The organism is Caldimonas tepidiphila, from assembly GCF_003569765.1.
Classification (GTDB): domain Bacteria; phylum Pseudomonadota; class Gammaproteobacteria; order Burkholderiales; family Burkholderiaceae_C; genus Caldimonas; species Caldimonas tepidiphila.
In genome coordinates, this window is record NZ_QXMG01000011.1 from 40,053 (window position 1) to 55,965 (window position 15,913).

The following is a 15,913-nucleotide window of genomic DNA, read 5'->3' on the forward strand; positions in this document are numbered from 1 at the left end:
ATCATGCAAAGCTACCAGCAGCCCGACCCGCGCGGGCATTTCGGGCCGTACGGCGGCACCTTCGTCGCCGAGACGCTGATCCACGCGCTCGACGAACTGAAGGCCGCCTACGAGCACTGCCGCCACGACCCGGCGTTCCAGGCCGAGTTCCGCAGCGAGCTCGCCCACTTCGTCGGCCGCCCGAGCCCCGTCTACCACGCCGCGCGCACCAGTCGCGAGATGGGCGGCGCGCAGATCTACCTCAAGCGCGAGGACCTCAACCACACCGGCGCGCACAAGGTCAACAACACCATCGGCCAGGCGCTGCTCGCGCGCCGCATGGGCAAGCCCCGCGTGATCGCCGAGACCGGCGCCGGCCAGCACGGCGTCGCGACCGCCACCATCTGCGCGCGCTACGGCCTGGAGTGCGTGGTCTACATGGGTGCCGAGGACGTCAAGCGCCAGAGCCCCAACGTCTACCGCATGCACCTGCTCGGCGCCAAGGTGGTGCCGGTGGAGTCCGGCAGCAGGACGCTGAAGGACGCCCTCAACGAGGCGCTGCGCGACTGGGTCACCAACGTCGAGAACACCTTCTACATCATCGGCACGGTGGCCGGCCCGCACCCCTACCCGATGATGGTGCGCGACTTCCAGAGCGTGATCGGCGAGGAGTGCCTCACGCAGATGCCGGCGATGGCCGGTCGCCAGCCCGACGCGGTCGTTGCCTGTGTCGGTGGCGGCAGCAACGCGATGGGCATCTTCTATCCCTACATCCCCTACGAGAACACGCGCCTGATCGGCGTCGAGGCGGCGGGGCAGGGCATTGCCAGCGGCAAGCACGCCGCGAGCCTGTCGGCGGGCTCGCCCGGCGTGCTGCACGGCAACCGCACCTACCTGCTGCAGGACGCCAACGGCCAGATCATCGAGACGCACTCGGTCTCGGCAGGCCTGGACTACCCCGGCGTCGGCCCGGAGCACGCGCACCTGAAGGACATCGGCCGCGCCGAGTACGTCGGCATCACCGACGACGAGGCGCTCGCCGCCTTCCACTACCTGTGCCGCACCGAGGGCATCATCCCGGCGCTCGAATCGAGCCATGCCATCGCTTACGCGATGAAGCTCGCCAAGACGATGCGTCCCGACCAGCACATCCTCGTGAACCTGTCCGGCCGCGGCGACAAGGACATCGGCACCGTCGCCGACCTGTCGGGCGCCGACTTCTACTGCCGGCCGTCGTGCCGAGGAGAGAGCGTGAAGGGCGAATCGACCGTGAAGGTGACGCGATGAGCCGTATCGCGACGACGTTCGAAAGACTGGCCGCCGACGGCCGCAAGGCGCTGATCCCCTACATCACCGCCGGCGACCCGGCCGCGGACCTGACGGTCGAGCTGATGCTCGGCATGGCCGAGGCCGGCGCCGACGTGATCGAGCTCGGCGTGCCCTTCTCCGACCCGATGGCCGACGGCCCGGTGATCCAGAAGGCCGCGGAGCGCGCGCTCACCCGCGGCATCGGCATGCCGCAGGTGCTGGAGTACGTGCGGCGTTTCCGCGAGCGCGACGCCGACACGCCCGTCGTGCTGATGGGCTACGCCAACCCGGTCGAGCGCTACGACCAGCAGCACGGCGCCGACGCCTTCGTCAAGGCCGCGGCCGAGGCGGGCGTGGACGGCGTGCTGGTGGTGGACTACCCGCCCGAGGAGTGCGAGGAGTTCGCCGCGCGGCTGCAGGCGCACGGGCTCGACCCGATCTTCCTGCTCGCGCCCACGTCGACGGAGCAGCGCATGCGCGACGTCGGCCGCATCGCGAGCGGCTATGTGTATTACGTGTCCCTGAAGGGCGTGACCGGCGCCGGCCACCTCGACACCGGCGCCGTCGCCGCGGCGGTGCCGCGCATCAAGGCGCACGTGAAGGTGCCGGTCGGCGTCGGCTTCGGCATCCGCGACGCGGCCACCGCACGCGCGGTCGGCGAGGTCGCCGACGCGGTCGTGATCGGCACCCGCCTCGTGCAACTGCTGGAAGCGCAGCCGCGCGAGAACGCCGTCGCCGCCGCGCGCGGCTTCATCGCCGAGATCCGCACCGCCCTCGACACCCTGACTGAAGGAGCCCCCGCATGAGCTGGCTAGAGAAACTGCTGCCTCCGAAGATCCAGCAGACCGACCCGGCCGAGCGCCGCTCGATTCCGGGCGGCCTTTGGATCAAGTGCCCGTCCTGCGAGACGGTGCTCTACAAGACCGACCTGGAGCAGAACGTCTACGTCTGCCCGAAGTGCTCGCACCACCACCGCATCGGCGCGCGCGCGCGGCTCGACAAGTTCCTCGACGCCGAGGGGCGCTTCGAGATCGGCCAGGAGGTGATCCCGGTCGATGCGCTGAAGTTCAAGGACAGCAAGAAGTACCCCGACCGGCTGAAGGACGCGCTCGAGGCCACCGGCGAGACCGACGCGCTGGTCGTGATGGGCGGCGCGGTGCACAGCCTGCCGGTCGTCGCCGCCTGCTTCGAGTTCGACTTCATGGGCGGCTCGATGGGCTCGGTGGTCGGCGAGCGCTTCGTGCGCGGCGTCGAGGCCGCGCTCGAGCAGAAGACGCCCTTCATCTGCTTCACCGCCACCGGCGGCGCGCGCATGCAGGAAGGCCTGCTGTCGCTGATGCAGATGGCCAAGACCAACGCGGCGCTCACGCGCCTGGCCAAGGCGAAGCTGCCCTACATCAGCGTGCTGACCGACCCGACCATGGGCGGCGTCTCGGCGAGCTTCGCCTTTGTCGGCGACATCGTGATCGCCGAGCCCAAGGCGCTGATCGGCTTCGCCGGCCCGCGCGTGATCGAGAACACCGTGCGCGAGAAGCTGCCCGAGGGCTTCCAGCGCAGCGAGTTCCTGCTGCAGAAGGGCGCGCTCGACATGATCGTGGACCGGCGCGAGCTGCGCGGCACGATCGCGCGCTCGCTCGCGATGCTGCAGCGCCTGCCGGCCGACGCGGTCGCCTGAGCGGCCGCCGCATCGGCACCCCGGGGGCCCGCGCGGCCCCCTTCGCGTTTGCGCCCCGGCCTCGGCTGCCCCTGCGGCACCGAGGCCATCCGCCAGCCCTTACCATCCCGCCCCATGTCCGAGACCCCGAAGACCCTGGCCGACTGGCTCGCGCACTGCGAGCGGCTGCACCCGAGCACGATCGACCTGACGCTCGAGCGCGTGCAGGTGGTGGCGCAGCGCCTCGCGCTGCGCTTCGACATCCCGGTCGTCACCGTCGGCGGCACCAACGGCAAGGGCTCGACCTGCGCGATGCTGGACGCGATCCTGCAGCGCGCGGGCTACCGCGTCGGCGTCTACACCTCGCCGCACCTGCTGCACTTCGAGGAGCGCTGCCGCATCCAGGGCGAGCCGGTAGCCGCCGACGCGCTGCTGCCGCACTTCGAGGCGGTCGAGGCCGCGCGCGAAGGGCAGGCGCTGACCTACTTCGAGTTCACGACGCTCGCGATCCTGCGCCTGCTGTCGCAGGCCGGGCTCGACGTCGCGGTGCTGGAGGTGGGGCTGGGCGGGCGGCTCGACGCGGTGAACGTGGTCGACGCGGACTGCGCGGTCATCACGAGCATCGACCTCGACCACATGGACTACCTCGGGCCCGACCGCGAGTCGATCGGGCGCGAGAAGGCCGGCATCATGCGCACCGGCCGCCCCGCGATCGTTAGCGACCCGGTGCCGCCGCAGAGCGTGATCGACCGTGCGCGCGAGATCGACGCCGACCTGTGGCTGTTCGGCCGCGACTTCAACTACTCGGCCCAGCAGGGCGCCTCGGGCGCCTGGCAGCAGTGGTCCTGGGGCGGGCGCAGCAAGCGCTTCAACGGTCTGGGCTACCCGGCGCTGCGCGGCGCGAACCAGCTGCTCAACGCCTCGGGCGTGCTCGCCGCGCTCGAGGCGCTGCGCGACCGGCTGCCGGTGCCGGCGCAGGCGGTGCGCGAGGGGCTCGCGCTGGTCGAGCTGCCCGGGCGCTTCCAGATCGTGCCGGGCCAGCCGGTGCTGGTGCTCGACGTCGCGCACAACCCGCATGCGGTGGCGACGCTGGCGCAGAACCTCGACCAGATGGGCTTCTACCCGCGCACCCATGCGGTGTTCGGTGCGATGCGCGACAAGGATGCCGGGACGATGCTGCGGCGCCTCGCGCCGCTGGTCGATGCCTGGTACTTCACCGACCTGCCGCTGCCGCGCGCCGCGCGCGGCGAGGAACTGCGGCAGACCTTCGCGGGCCTGCCCGCGCGCGTCGGCCTGCCTGTCGCCTCGTCCTGCCATGCCGATCCGATGGAGGCCCTGCGGGCCGCCCTCGCCGCCGCGGACCCGGCTGATAGAATCGTCGTCTTCGGTTCCTTCTTTACCGTCGCCGGCGTGCTGAAGGACGGCGTGCCCCGACTGGCGGCCCCGCATGTGGGCTGAGGCCTTTCAGCGCCGGCCGCGCCGCGGATTCCTGCCGGGCCAATGCGCGCCTCGCCCGGGGCAACGCGGCTGCCGCCACTGACCGTACAAACGCATGGGCCTGCTTTCCTTCCTCAAGCGAACTCCGGCCGCCGGCGCCGCCACCAGCCCGGCCGCGGCATCGGCCGCGTTCCGCGACGAGCCGCTCGAGCGCGCCCGCACGCGAGCGAAGCACCGGCTGATCGGCGCGGTGGTGCTGCTCGGCGTCGCGGTGATCGGCTTCCCTCTGCTGTTCGAGACCCAGCCGCGGCCGATCCCGGTGGACCTGCCGATCCACATCCCGAAGAAGGACGCGGTGCCGCCGCTGGCCCTGCCCGGCAGGGACGGGGCGGTGGCTGCCGCCGGTCCGGCCGCTCCCGCACTCATCCACGAATCCGCGGGCGAGGCCACGCGCGAGGTGGACGTGCCCGAGCCGATCACCCCGCCGCTGCCGCGCGAGCGCCGGGAGGCGGGTGCCGCCGAACCGCCGCCGGCTGCCGCGTCGGCCGCGAAACCGCCGCCCAAGCCGCAGCCGAAACCCGAATCCCGTCCCGAGCTCAGGGCGGAGACCAGGCCCGAGCCGAAGCCCGTTCCGAAGCCGGAGCCGGCGCCCAGGATCGAGCCCAAGCCGGCCCCGAAGCCCGAGCCCAGGCCGGCAGCGCGCGAGGAGCCCCGGCCGGAAGCACGTCCGCCGGCCCGTGCCACGGAGGCGGAGGCCGGACGGGCCCAGGCCCTGCTCGAGGGGCGGGCGCCGGCTGCACGCACCGAGCCGGTGCGGGTGGCCGAGACCGGGCGCTTCGTGCTGCAGGTCGGCGCCTACAGCGAGGGCGGCAGTGCCCGCGACGCGCGCCAGAAGGTCGAGCGCGTCGGCCTGCGCAGCTACACGCAGGAGGTCGAGACCTCCGACGGCCGGCGCATCCGCGTGCGCGTCGGTCCCTTCACGTCGCGCGAGGAGGCCGACCAGGCGGCCGCCCGGTTGCGCGCGGCGGGTCTGCCGGTGGCGCTGCTGCCGCAGTGATCGAAGACGATTTCCGGGGCTCAACAGCTTCTCATCGCGGCCCGCACCCTCGCCGGGGCGGACTGCAACGGACAGGGTGAACTTTTATGTGTGGCATCGTTGGCGTTCTCTCGCAGGCGCCGGTCAACCAGCTGATCTATGACGCGCTGCTGCTGCTGCAGCACCGCGGCCAGGACGCCGCAGGCATCGTCACCGCGACCGGCACCAAGTTCTTCATGCACAAGGCCCGCGGCATGGTGCGCGACGTGTTCCGCACCCGAAACATGCGCGCGCTGCCGGGCAACGTGGGCCTGGGCCAGGTGCGCTACCCGACCGCGGGCAACGCCTACAGCGAAGAAGAAGCGCAGCCCTTCTACGTCAACGCGCCCTTCGGCCTGGTGCTGGTGCACAACGGCAACCTGACCAACGCGCATGCGCTCAAGCAGGAGCTGTTCGAGATCGACCGGCGCCACATCAACACCGAGAGCGACTCCGAGGTGCTGCTCAACGTGCTCGCGCACGAGCTCGAGGGCGCGGCGCGCAACCTGCCGCTGAGCCCCGAGGCGATCTTCCGCGCGGTGCGCGCGGTGCATCGCCGCATCAAGGGCTCGTACGCGGTCATCACGCTGATCGCCGGCCACGGCGTGCTGGCCTTCCGCGACCCCTACGGCATCCGTCCTCTGTGCTTCGGCGAGGCCGATCTGCCGGAAGGGCGCGAGGTGGTGGTCGCGAGCGAGTCGGTCGCGCTCGAGGGCACCGGCCACCGCTTCGTGCGCGACGTCGCGCCCGGCGAGGCGATCTTCATCGACCTCGAGGGGAAGGTGCATGCCGAGCAGTGCGCGGAGAACCCGACGCTGATGCCCTGCATGTTCGAGTACGTGTATCTCGCGCGCCCCGACTCGGTGATCGACGGCGTGTCGGTCTACCAGGCGCGGCTCAACATGGGCGAGACGCTCGCGCAGCGCCTGATCTCGACGATGCCGCCGAACGAGGTCGACGTCGTGATCCCGATCCCCGAGTCGAGCCGCCCGGCCGCGATGCAGCTCGCGCAGAAGATCGGCAAGCCCTACCGCGAGGGCTTCGTGAAGAACCGCTACGTCGGCCGCACCTTCATCATGCCGGGGCAGGGCGTGCGCAAGAAATCGGTGCGCCAGAAGCTCAACGCGATCGTGCAGGAGTTCAAGGGCCGCAACGTGCTGCTCGTGGACGACTCGATCGTGCGCGGCACCACGTCGAAGGAAATCGTGCAGATGGCGCGCGATGCCGGCGCGCGCAAGGTCTACATGGCCTCGGCCGCGCCGCCGGTGCGCTACCCGAACGTCTACGGCATCGACATGCCGACCAAGGACGAACTGATCGCGCACGGCCGCACGATGGACGAGATCCGCGAGTACATCGGTGCCGACGCACTCATCTACCAGGACGTCGCCGCGATGAAGAAGGTGGTCGGCGCGCTCAACCCGCAGGTCGCCGGCTTCGAGGCCTCCTGCTTCGACGGTTGCTACATCACTGGCGACGTCAGCGCCGAGGACTTCGACACGATGCGCGAGCAGCGCACCTCGCAAGGCGACGAGGAGGAGGCGAGCAACCGCGGCCGCCTCGCGCTGCAGAGCGCCAGCGAGTGATCGGAGGCGCCGGATGACGAACGACAAGAAGAAGCTCCCGCGCGTCGAACTGCCCGCCGACGCGCGGCTGGACACGCTCGCGGTGCGCGAAGGCCTGCCGCCGAGCCCCTGGGGCGAGAACTCCGAGGCGCTGTTCCTCACGAGCAGCTTCGTGCATCCGGATGCCGCGACCGCCGCGCGCCGCTTCGCGAACGAGGAGGAGGCCTTCGTCTACTCCCGCTTCACGAACCCGACGGTGACGATGTTCGAGCGGCGGCTCGCCGCGCTCGAGGGCACCGAGGCCTGCCTCGCGACCTCCAGCGGCATGGCCGCGATCCTGCTGCTCGCGATGGGGCTCTTGAAGGCCGGCGATCACGTGATCTGCTCGCGCAGCGTGTTCGGCTCGACGATCAAGCTGCTTGCCGGCGAGATGGGCAAGTTCGGCGTCGAGACGAGCTTCGTGTCGCAGACCGATCCCGAGGAGTGGCGCGCCGCGCTGCGCCCGACGACGAAGCTGCTGTTCGCCGAGACGCCGAGCAACCCGCTGACCGAGGCCTGCGACATCCGGGCGCTGGCCGACATCGCGCACGGCGCGGGCGCGCTGCTCGCCGTGGACAACTGCTTCTGCTCCCCGGCGCTGCAGCAGCCCGCGAAGCTCGGCGCCGACCTGATCATCCACTCCGGCACCAAGTACCTCGACGGCCAGGGTCGCGTCGTGGCCGGCGCGATCTGCGGGCCCGAGGCGCTGATCAACGACAAGTTCATCCCGGTGATGCGCAGCGCCGGCATGACGCTGTCGGCCTTCAACGCCTGGGTGTGCCTCAAGGGCATGGAGACGCTGTCGATCCGCATGCAGGCGCAGAGCGCGCGGGCGCTGGAGTTGGCCGAGTGGCTGGAGCGGCATCCGGCGATCGAGCGCGTCTACTATCCCGGCCTGAAGTCGCATCCGCAGCACGAGCTCGCGATGCGCCAGCAGGGCGGCGTTGGCGGCGCGGTCGTGTCCTTCATCGTCAGGAGTCCGCAGGCCGGCGGGCCCGCTGCCGCGCGCGCCAATGCCTTCCACGTGATCGACGCGACCCGCATCTGCTCGATCACCGCCAACCTCGGCGACACCAAGACCACCATCACCCACCCGGCGAGCACCTCGCACGGGCGGCTCACCGAGGACCAGCGACTTGCCGCCGGCATCACGCAGGGCATGATCCGCGTGGCGGTGGGCCTCGAACACATCGAAGACCTGAAGTCCGACCTCGCCCGGGGCCTGGACACCCTTGCCGCATGAGCCAAGTCCGCACCCGCTTCGCCCCGTCGCCGACGGGCTTCATCCACCTCGGCAACATCCGCTCCGCGCTCTATCCCTGGGCCTTCGCCCGCGCGAACCAGGGCGTGTTCATCCTGCGCATCGAGGACACCGACCTCGAGCGTTCGTCGCAGGCGGCGGTGGACGTGATCCTCGAGGGCATGAAGTGGCTCGGCCTCGACCACGACGAGGGGCCGTACTACCAGATGCAGCGCATGGACCGCTACAAGCAGGTCCTGGCCGAGCTGCTCGACCAGGGGCTGGCCTACCGCTGCTACATGTCGAGCGAGGAGCTCGACGCGCTGCGCGAGCGCCAGATGGCCGCGAAGCTCAAGCCCCGCTATGACGGCACCTGGCGCCCCGAGCCGGGCAAGACGCTGCCGCCGGTCCCCGAGGGCGTGAAGCCGGTGATCCGCTTCAGGAGCCCGCAGGGCGGCTCGGTGGTGTGGGACGACAAGGTCAAGGGCCGCATCGAGATCAGCGAGGACGAGCTCGACGACCTCGTGATCGCGCGCCCCGACGGCACGCCGACCTACAACTTCTGCGTGGTGGTGGACGACATCGACATGGGCATCACGCACGTGATCCGCGGTGACGACCACGTCAACAACACGCCGCGCCAGATCCACATCTTCCGGGCCCTCGGCAAGGAGCCGCCGGTCTACGCGCACCTGCCCACCGTGCTCAACGAGCAGGGCGAGAAGATGAGCAAGCGTCACGGCGCCAAGCCCGTGACGCAGTACCGCGACGAGGGCTTCCTCGCCGACGCGGTGGTGAACTACCTCGCACGCCTGGGCTGGAGCCACGGCGACGACGAGATCTTCTCGCGCGAGCAGCTCGTCGAGTGGTTCGACCTCGACCACCTGGGCAAGAGCGCCGGACAGTTCGACGAGACCAAGCTGCGCTGGGTGAACTCGCAGCACATGAAGATGTGCGACGACGCGGTGCTCGCCGGCCTCGTGGCCGAGCAGCTCGCGCGCCGCGGTCTCGAGGCGCCGGCCGACGAGCGGCTCGCGAAGATGTGCGCCTTGTTCAAGGACCGCTGCTCGACCACGGTCGAGCTGGCCGACTGGCTCGCGATGTACTTCACCGACGTGCAGCCTGCGTCCGAGGACCTTGCCAAGCACGTGAGCGACGCCGTGAAGCCGGCACTGCAGGCGCTCGCGGAGCGCTTCGCCACAGCGGAATGGCAGCGCGACGCGATCAACCAGGCGATCAAGGACACCATCGCGCAGTTCGGCCTGAAGCTGCCGCAGCTCGCGATCCCGCTGCGCGTGCTGGTGTGCGGCCGCGCGCAGACCCCGTCGGTCGACGCGGTACTTGAGCTTTTTGCTCGGGATATGGTGCAGAGGCGCTTGCGCAGTTTCTGAAAAGCAGCATATACTTGCGTTCTCGCTTGAACAGCGCAGTGTTCGAAAGCAAAAACGAAAGCGGCAACGCCGGAGTGGATGCGGTTGAATGCGATTGGGGGTATAGCTCAGCTGGGAGAGCGCTTGCATGGCATGCAAGAGGTCAGCGGTTCGATCCCGCTTACCTCCACCATCGAAGCGCGCGGTTCAAGAGTGGCGAAGAATTAAGACCCCTTCGTCTAGAGGCCTAGGACACGACCCTTTCACGGTTGTAACAGGGGTTCGAATCCCCTAGGGGTCGCCAAGTTCGACGGCACTTGCTGCAGCAATGCAGGAAAAGTCGTCACCGACGCGGAGTGGTAGTTCAGTCGGTTAGAATACCGGCCTGTCACGCCGGGGGTCGCGGGTTCGAGTCCCGTCCACTCCGCCAGTTCTTTGTTTAGTGAGAGCAAGCCGCTTCATCGAAAGAAGATGCGGCTTCAGGTTGAAGACCCCTTCGTCTAGAGGCCTAGGACACGACCCTTTCACGGTTGTAACAGGGGTTCGAATCCCCTAGGGGTCGCCAAGTTTGACGGCACTTGCGGAGCAATCCGGCAAAGTCGTCACCGACGCGGAGTGGTAGTTCAGTCGGTTAGAATACCGGCCTGTCACGCCGGGGGTCGCGGGTTCGAGTCCCGTCCACTCCGCCAAAATGCAAGAAGCCGTTTCATCGCAAGGTGAAACGGCTTTTTCATTGGTGCCGCCGCATCCGGCGGTTCGCCGCCTTCACTCTTCTTCCCGGGCGCAGCTGGAGCTGCCTGCGCAACTCGGCGAGTCTGGCTTGGCACTCCGCGCCGCGGCTCCTGCGGTACGCACCGGCTTGGCGCTGCCGGGCAAGAGCGACCCGCAGGTTGTGGGGCCGAGGTGCCTTCAGCTTCAGCTTGTGCTTGTGCTTGTGCTTGTGCTTGCGAGCCGAACTCGTCGCACGATCGTCCCTCGGGGCGAGCGGGCCGCGACGCAGGCCGCCCAGCGCATCAGGCGGCGTTCTGCGCCTGCTGCAGATGCTGCTCGATCACCGGCACCGCGGTGCGGAAGGCATCGATCGCCGCCGGGAAGCCGCAGTACACCGTGCTGTGCAGCAGCAACTCCTTCAGCTCCTCGGGAGTGACGCCGTTGTTCAGCGCGCCCCGCACATGGCCCTCGAGCTCCTTGGTCTTGCCGAGGGCGACCAGCATCGAGACGGTCGCCAGGCTGCGGTCGCGTGGCGACAGCCCCGGGCGCGTCCAGACGCTGCCCCAGGCGTAGGCGGTGACGAGCTGCTGCAGCTCGGCCTGCAGCGGGCCGGCGTTCGCGAGCGCGCGATCCACATGCGCATCGCCGAGCGTGCGGCGGCGGATCGCGAGGCCTTGTTTGTAGGCGTCGGGCGGCAGGGCAGGGGAGTCGGGATTCATGGCGACAGGCAGGAGTGGAACGGAAGCGCAGAGCCTACCGCAGACGGCTGAACCGTCCCCGACAGGCGCCGCGTCGACCGCTTCCACGGCGTGATCGCCGACCTGTTGCAATGCTGCCCGGATGCCGGCATGCGGCCTGCCTACAATCCCCGCGAGCGGCCTCCGGGCCCCGATTCGTCCGAACAAATCAGCAAGGGATTCTTCAATGCAGCTTGCCGCCTCCATCTTCAAGGCCTACGACATCCGCGGCATCGTCGGAAAGACGCTCGACGAGGAGGTGGCCGAGCATCTCGGCCGCGCCTTCGGCACCGAGGCGAAGCAGCTCGGCGAGACCACCGTCGCCGTCGGCCGCGACGGCCGGCTGTCGGGGCCGTCGCTGGTCGCCGCGCTGGTCCGCGGGCTGACCTCGACCGGCATCGACGTGATCGACCTCGGCGCGGTCACGACGCCGATGACCTACTACGTCGCGGCGACCCGCTGCAACTCCGGCATCCAGGTCACCGGCAGCCACAACCCGAAGGACTACAACGGCTTCAAGATGGTGCTGGCCGGCAAGGCGATCTACGGCGAGGAGATCCAGGGGCTGCGCCGCCGCATGGAGGCGGGCGACTACGCGCAGGGCCAGGGCGCGGTGACGGTGCTCGACATCCTGCCCGAGTACTCGCAGCGCATCACCTCGGACTGCAGGCTCGCGCGCCCCATGAAGATCGTCGTGGACTCGGGCAACGGCATCCCCGGCGCCTCGGCGCCCGGCATCCTGCGTGCGCTCGGCTGCGAAGTCACCGAGCTGTATTCCGAGGTGGACGGCGACTTCCCGAACCACCATCCCGACCCCTCCAAGCCCGAGAACCTCGCCGAGCTGATCGAGACGGTGAAGAACACCGACGCCGAGCTCGGCCTCGCCTTCGACGGCGACGGCGACCGCCTCGGCGTCGTCACGAAGGACGGGCAGATCATCTACCCGGACCGCCAGCTGATGCTGTTCGCGAAGGACATCCTCGCGCGCAACCCCGGCGCCACCGTGATCTACGACGTCAAGTGCACGCAGCGCCTGGCGCCCGCGATCCGCGAGGCCGGCGGCGTGCCGCTGATGTGGAAGACCGGCCACTCGCTCGTGAAGGCCAAGCTCAAGGAGACCGGCTCGCCGATCGCCGGCGAGATGAGCGGCCACATCTTCTTCAAGGAGCGCTGGTACGGCTTCGACGACGCGACCTACACCGCGGCGCGCCTGCTCGAGATCCTCAGCCGCGAGAGCGACCCGAGCGCCGTGCTCAACGCGCTGCCGACGAGCTTCAGCACGCCCGAGCTGAACGTGCCCTGCGCCGAGGGCGAGCACCACGAGGTGATCGAGCGCCTGCGCCAGACCGCGAAGTTCGACGACGCGAAGGAGCTGATCACGATCGACGGCCTGCGCGCCGAGTTCGAGGACGGCTTCGGCCTGGTGCGCGCGTCCAACACCACGCCGGTGCTGGTGCTGCGCTTCGAGGGCCACACGCAGGCCGCGCTCGATCGCATCCAGAAGCAGTTCATGGCGGCGATCCTCGCCGTCAAGCCCGACGCGCACGTGAGCGCCGGCCACTGACGGCGCGTCTGCCTCGTGACCCTGCAGTTCCCGGTCTGAGGCGGCCCGCATGCCGCCCCTCTCGTCCCGAATCGCGCGGCTGGCCTACAGCGGCCTGCTGCGCGGCCTGCTGCCCGCCTACCTGCTGAAGCTGTGGTGGCGCGGGCGCCACGAACCGCTGTACCGGCACGCCGTCGGCGAGCGGCTCGGACACTACGCCGATGACGAGGCGCCGCAGCACGGCTGGGTGTGGGTGCATGCCGTCTCGCTCGGCGAGACGCGCGCCGCGGCGACGCTGGTCGAGGCGCTGCGCGCGCAGCAGCCCGGCATGCGCCTGCTGCTCACGCACGGCACCGCGACCGGCCGCGAGGCGGGCGCCGCGCTGCTGCGCCCCGGCGACGAGCAGGTCTGGCTGCCCTACGACACGCCGGGCGTGGTGCAGCGCTTCTTCCGGCGCTTCCACCCCCGCGTCGGCCTGCTGATGGAGACCGAGATCTGGCCCAACCTGCTGCTCGGCGCGCGCGCGCAGGGCGTGCCGATGGTGCTGGTCAACGCGCGGCTGTCGCAGAAGAGCCTTCGGCAGGGGCAGCGCCTCGATGCAGTGCTGCGCCCGGCGGTGGAGTCGCTGTCGCTCGCGCTCGCGCAGACCGAGGAGGACGCGCGGCGCCTGCGCGAGGCCGGGGCCCGCGAGGTGCGGGTGTGCGGCAACCTGAAGTTCGACATGAACCCGGCCCCTGCGCTGCTGGCGCGCGGCCGCGCCTGGCGCGCCGCGGCCCGGCGGCCGGTGGTGCTGGCGGCAAGCACGCGCGAGGGCGAGGAGCCGGCGCTGCTGGCCGCCTGGCGCGAGGCGCTCGATGCCGCGGCGCTGCCGCAGGCGCCGCGGCTCGTCCTCGTGCCGCGCCATCCGCAGCGCTTCGACGAGGTGGCGCAGGCGGTGCGCGCGGCGGGCTTCACGCTCGCACGCCGCAGCGACTGGGGCGAGGGCCCGCCCGCGGACGAGTCCGACGTGTGGCTCGGCGACTCGATGGGCGAGATGCCGGCCTGGTACGCGGCCGCCGACGTCGCGCTGCTCGGCGGCAGCTTCGCGCCCTTGGGCGGCCAGAACCTGATCGAGGCGGCGGCCTGCGGCTGCCCGGTGCTGATGGGGCCCCACACCTTCAACTTCGCGCAGGCCGCCGAGCTGTCGCTGGCGGCCGGCGCGAGCCTGCGCTGCCGCGGCTGGTCCGACGCGGTGGCCGAGGCGCTGGCGCTGTGCGCAGCGCGGCGCGGGCAGGCCGACGCGATGCGCGGCGCCGCGCTGGAGTTCGCGCGTGCGCATCGCGGCGCGGCCGAGCGGATGGCGCAGGCGATCCATGCGCTGCTCAAGGGCTGAGCGTTGCCGGCCCGGCGGCGGAGCCCCCGCATGAAAAAGCCCCGCGGGCGCATGCGCGCCGGCGGGGCGGAAGGTGAGGTGGAAGGAGCCCGGACGCGCGCGGCCTTCAGCGCGCCAGCAGGGTGTTGACCGCGGCGACGTCGTCGGCGCCCAGCACGCCGGCCGCCTGGCGCAGCCGCAGGCTGCCGACGACCACGTTGTAGCGCGCCTGCGCGAGGTCGCGGCGCGTCGTGAAGAGCTGGGTCTGCGCGTTGAGCACGTCGAGGTTCACGCGCACGCCGACCTTGTAGCCGAGCTGCGTCGCCTCCAGCGCGAGCTGGCTGGAGGCCTCGGCGGCCTCCAGCGCCCGCACCTGCGCCTGGCCGGACTGCACGCCGAAGTAGGCCTGGCGCGTGGCCTGCGCGACGGTGCGCCGCGCGGCGTCGAGGTCGTTGCGCGCGGCCTCCTCGAGCGCGACCGTCTCGCGCACGCGGTTCTGCACCGAGAAGCCCGAGAACAGCGGCATGTTGAGCTGCACGCCGACGCTGCTGGAGCCGGCGGTGCCGTTCTGCAGCTGGGTGGCGGCCGGGGCGCCCGCGCCGTAGTCGTTGCGGCTGCGGCCGACGTTGCCGACCAGGTCGACGGTCGGCAGGTGGCCGGCGCGCGCCTTGCGGATCTCGAGCTGCGCGACGTCGAGCGCCAGCGCCGCCTGGCGCACGTTCGGATGCCCGGTCTCGGCGCGCTGCACCCAGTCGCTCAGCTCGGCAGGGGCGAGCGCAGACAGCGTCACCGGCACGGCGAGCGGGCGCGGCTCGACATTGGGACGGCCGACGAGCTGGTCGAGCGCGACGCGCTGCACGCGCAGCTCGTTCTCGGCGGCGATCTCCTGGGCGCTCGCGAGGTCGAAGCGCGCCTGAGCCTCGCGCGTGTCGGTGATCGTCGCGGTGCCGACCTCGAAGTTGCGCTTCGCCGCGGCGAGCTGCTCCGAGATCGCGGCCTTGCTGGTGCGCACCGTCGCGAGCGTGTCCTGCGCCGCGAGCACCGCGAAGTAGGCCTGCGAGATCCGCACGATCAGTTCCTGCTCGGCCGCCTGGAGCCGCGCGCGGGCGGCCTCGAGCGAGCGCTCGGCCTGCTCGATCGTCACGCTGTTGGCGCGGTTGAAGAGCGGCTGCCGGCCCGACAGCGCGAGCTGGCGGCTGTCGTTCGGGAAGTTGCCGCCGCGGGGGGGATCGGTCTCGCTGCGCGCGGCGCTGGCCGTGAGCCCGAGGTTCGGCCGCAGCAGCGCGCGTGCCTGCGCGGCGCGGTGCTCGGCGGACTCGGCCTGCGCGCGCAGGCTCAGGTAGCTCGCGTCGTAGTCGCGTGCGGCCTGGTAGAGCTCGAGCAGGCTCTGCGCCTGGGCGGGACCGGCGAGCCAGAGGCCGAGCCCGGCCGCGACGGCGGCCAGCAGGGCGGGGCGTCGCGGCAGCAGCGACGGCAGGTGCGTTCTCGGTGCGGACATGGGCCTTCCTCTTCTGATTCTGGCGGCGCCGGCGTCGGCAGCGCCCGCCGGGGGGCGGAAAAAACCTCAGTACCTCGGCACGCCAGGGTCGACCTGCAGCGACCAGGCCTCGATGCCGCCGGCGACGTTGAGCGCCTCGTCGTAGCCCTGCTGGTGCAGGAAGCGCACCACCTGCATGCTGCGCATGCCGTGGTGGCAGTAGCAGAGGATGGGCCGGTCGCGCGGCAGCTCCGCGAGCCGCGCCGGGATCTCCTGCATCGGGATGTGCAGCGTCGGCGCCGCGGGCGAGCGGATCGCCGCGAGCTGCACCTCCCACGCCTCGCGCACGTCCAGCAGCACGGGCGCTGCGGACGGGTCGGCGGACTGGAGCAGGGCGTGGACGTCGCGGACCGGGAGTTGCATGGCG

13 protein-coding genes and 5 tRNA genes are annotated in these 15,913 nt (G+C 70.9%); 15 read left to right on the forward strand and 3 right to left on the reverse strand.

The window, feature by feature from the left end; genetic code table 11:
* The first annotated feature begins 3 nt into the window (after positions 1-3).
* The 13 genes from trpB (at position 4) to D3A59_RS10000 (ending at position 10,356) form a co-directional block, all read left to right on the forward strand.
* Positions 4-1,266: a tryptophan synthase subunit beta gene (gene trpB / locus D3A59_RS09940; RefSeq protein ID WP_119154771.1), complete on the forward strand. Its 1,263-nt coding sequence runs from the start codon at positions 4-6 to the stop codon at positions 1,264-1,266.
* On the forward strand, positions 1,263-2,093 hold the full coding sequence (gene trpA / locus D3A59_RS09945; protein ID WP_119154772.1) for a tryptophan synthase subunit alpha: 831 nt from the start codon (positions 1,263-1,265) through the stop codon (positions 2,091-2,093). The genes trpB and trpA overlap by 4 nt, the downstream gene beginning before the upstream one ends.
* Entirely contained in the window at positions 2,090-2,962 is an 873-nt protein-coding gene (gene accD / locus D3A59_RS09950) for an acetyl-CoA carboxylase, carboxyltransferase subunit beta (protein WP_119154773.1), read from the forward strand. Before trpA ends, accD begins: the two co-directional genes overlap by 4 nt.
* A 114-nt stretch (positions 2,963-3,076) precedes the next feature.
* Positions 3,077-4,399, forward strand: a complete 1,323-nt coding sequence (gene folC / locus D3A59_RS09955) for a bifunctional tetrahydrofolate synthase/dihydrofolate synthase (protein WP_119154774.1) — start codon at positions 3,077-3,079, stop codon at positions 4,397-4,399.
* 94 nt (positions 4,400-4,493) lie between these two features.
* The gene (locus D3A59_RS09960) at positions 4,494-5,435 is read left to right on the forward strand and encodes an SPOR domain-containing protein (protein WP_119154775.1); all 942 of its coding nucleotides are present in this window, start codon (positions 4,494-4,496) and stop codon (positions 5,433-5,435) included.
* 86 nt (positions 5,436-5,521) lie between these two features.
* Positions 5,522-7,039, forward strand: coding sequence for an amidophosphoribosyltransferase (gene purF / locus D3A59_RS09965; RefSeq protein WP_119154776.1), 1,518 nt, complete (start codon positions 5,522-5,524; stop codon positions 7,037-7,039).
* Positions 7,040-7,052: 13 nt separating this feature from the next.
* Positions 7,053-8,300: an O-succinylhomoserine sulfhydrylase gene (locus D3A59_RS09970; protein WP_119154777.1), complete on the forward strand. Its 1,248-nt coding sequence runs from the start codon at positions 7,053-7,055 to the stop codon at positions 8,298-8,300.
* A complete protein-coding gene (gene gltX / locus D3A59_RS09975) occupies positions 8,297-9,688 on the forward strand; it encodes a glutamate--tRNA ligase (RefSeq protein WP_119154778.1) in 1,392 nt (463 codons plus the stop codon). Before D3A59_RS09970 ends, gltX begins: the two co-directional genes overlap by 4 nt.
* Positions 9,689-9,784: 96 nt before the next feature.
* Positions 9,785-9,860, forward strand: a tRNA-Ala gene (locus tag D3A59_RS09980).
* Positions 9,861-9,895: 35 nt separating this feature from the next.
* Positions 9,896-9,971 (forward strand) — tRNA-Glu (locus D3A59_RS09985).
* Between the two features lie 49 nt (positions 9,972-10,020).
* Positions 10,021-10,097 (forward strand) — tRNA-Asp (locus D3A59_RS09990).
* 59 nt (positions 10,098-10,156) lie between these two features.
* Positions 10,157-10,232 (forward strand) — tRNA-Glu (locus tag D3A59_RS09995).
* A 47-nt stretch (positions 10,233-10,279) separates the two neighbouring features.
* Positions 10,280-10,356, forward strand: a tRNA-Asp gene (locus D3A59_RS10000).
* A gap of 324 nt (positions 10,357-10,680) precedes the next feature.
* Here the strand turns inward: D3A59_RS10000 and D3A59_RS10005 are convergent.
* The gene (locus D3A59_RS10005; protein ID WP_119154779.1) at positions 10,681-11,097 is read right to left on the reverse strand and encodes a carboxymuconolactone decarboxylase family protein; all 417 of its coding nucleotides are present in this window, start codon (positions 11,095-11,097) and stop codon (positions 10,681-10,683) included.
* Between the two features lie 205 nt (positions 11,098-11,302).
* Between D3A59_RS10005 and D3A59_RS10010 the strand changes: the two genes are divergently transcribed.
* Together D3A59_RS10010 and D3A59_RS10015 are read left to right on the forward strand one after the other, a co-directional pair.
* Entirely contained in the window at positions 11,303-12,679 is a 1,377-nt protein-coding gene (locus D3A59_RS10010; protein WP_119154780.1) for a phosphomannomutase/phosphoglucomutase, read from the forward strand.
* Positions 12,680-12,728: 49 nt separating this feature from the next.
* Positions 12,729-14,030 carry a 3-deoxy-D-manno-octulosonic acid transferase gene (locus tag D3A59_RS10015; RefSeq protein WP_119154781.1) on the forward strand — a complete coding sequence of 434 codons (1,302 nt, stop codon included), beginning with the start codon at positions 12,729-12,731 and terminating at the stop codon, positions 14,028-14,030.
* A 106-nt stretch (positions 14,031-14,136) separates the two neighbouring features.
* On the opposite strand, the gene D3A59_RS10020 is transcribed toward D3A59_RS10015, so the two are convergent.
* Positions 14,137-15,507, reverse strand: a complete 1,371-nt coding sequence (locus D3A59_RS10020) for a TolC family outer membrane protein (RefSeq protein WP_119154782.1) — start codon at positions 15,505-15,507, stop codon at positions 14,137-14,139.
* Positions 15,508-15,573: 66 nt separating this feature from the next.
* Complete coding sequence (locus D3A59_RS10025) at positions 15,574-15,909, reverse strand: rhodanese-like domain-containing protein (RefSeq protein WP_119154783.1); 336 nt, start codon at positions 15,907-15,909, stop codon at positions 15,574-15,576.
* Between the last annotated feature and the right edge of the window lie 4 nt (positions 15,910-15,913).